This is a genomic window from [Ruminococcus] torques ATCC 27756 (assembly GCF_000153925.1).
Lineage (GTDB): Bacteria > Bacillota > Clostridia > Lachnospirales > Lachnospiraceae > Mediterraneibacter > Mediterraneibacter torques.
In genome coordinates, this window is the sequence record NZ_DS264349.1 from 163,664 (window position 1) to 165,245 (window position 1,582).

At 41.4% G+C, this 1,582-nt stretch carries 1 pseudogene; it reads left to right on the forward strand.

The features are described from left to right. The first annotated feature begins 71 nt into the window (after window positions 1-71). Window positions 72-1,352, forward strand: a pseudogene (locus RUMTOR_RS06320) (IS110 family RNA-guided transposase). The last annotated feature ends 230 nt before the right edge of the window (window positions 1,353-1,582 follow it).

The window sequence follows — 1,582 nt, forward strand, 5'->3', positions numbered from 1 at the left end:
AGTTGAGCAAACAATACTCAGTTGGAATAGGCTGTGATTGCCGGTACGTACAATCTGTGACAGGAGTTTTAATGAGTCTACCCACAGACGCAAAAATAATCTTTGCGCAAAAGACATTATTGTTGGGATTGATCGTGGGAAGTGAAACGCACTTGCACGATGCATCTGATTGGTGTAACTACGAGTATTCATAGAAACCGTTGGAACTCAGTAATACAGAAGCGGGATTTATGACTTAAAAAGCATGGATGGCGGATTTTGCAGAAAAATACGGTAAAAACGTTGTGATTCCGGGAATGGAACCAACAGGACACTATTGGTTCAACCTTGGAGCATACCTGCAGGACAACGGCATGAAACCGGTTCATGTAAATCCACATCATGTAAAGAAGTCAAAAGAACTGGATGACAATAATCCAAACAAAAATGACCGTAAGGATCCAAAGACAATTGCGGCGCTGGTAAATGAAGGGAGATTTTCATATCCATATATACCAACTGGTATTTATGCTGAGATTCGGAGTCTTTCAAATCTCAGATTACAAACCCAGGAAGAAATTACAAGGATCAAGAACCGTATCGCAAGATGGTTTAGCATCTATTTTCCGGAAATCAAAGACGTTTATAGAAATCCGGATTCTGTGAGTGGTCTTATGATATTAAAAGAGGCACCTTTGCCACAAGATATCGTAAAACTGGGTGTAGATGGAATCAATAAGATTTGGCGGGATGCTAAGTTGAGAGCGGCTGGACTGAAGAGGGCAAAGACCCTGGTAACGGCTGCAGAGCACAGTATTGGAAGCCAGGAAGCACCTGATAGTGCAAGAATTGAATTGAAGAATCTACTGAACGATTATGAAATCTACAAAAATAGAGAGGAAGACCTGATGAGCCTGACAGAGGAAAAGTTGTCAGAGATTCCTCATATAGATAAGTTGTTGGAAATCAAAGGAGTTGGATTGAAAACAGTGAGTGGATTTGTTGCCGAAGTAGGAGACATCACACGTTTTGATAATCCAAAGCAACTGCAAAAACTAGCTGGATATGCCATTGTAGAGTGTAGTTCGGGAAAACATAAGGGCGAGAGTCACATCAGCTACAGAGGAAGAAAACGCCTCAGATATGTACTGTATGAAGCAGCCATATCCTTGATTGCAAGGAATGAAGAATTTAAGGAAGTACACCGGTATTATCGAACTAGAAAAGAAAATCCGCTAAAGAAGATGCAGTCAGTCATAGCAGTTGCGTGTAAAGTCTTAAGAATCTTTTATACGATTTTGACTAAAGGTGTGACTTATGACGGTGCAAAGATGATGCAAGATATCAAGAGACCACAGATGCTTGCAGCATAGAGTGCAGGAAGTAACCAACCCGAAAAGGTACAAAAGCAGAATGTAATGGGGAACGTCCACTGAAAAGTGCTGTTACAGGAAGCAAGTCAGTAATAATAGGAACAAAGAATGAGCAGGTAGTTGGCAGGAATATTTTCCATAGGGCAAGACCCTGACAAGGAGCTAAGCTGACACCCGGATTATGGATAGGCAGAACGAAGGAAGTTAGGACTCACGAAGTGATGATCCTG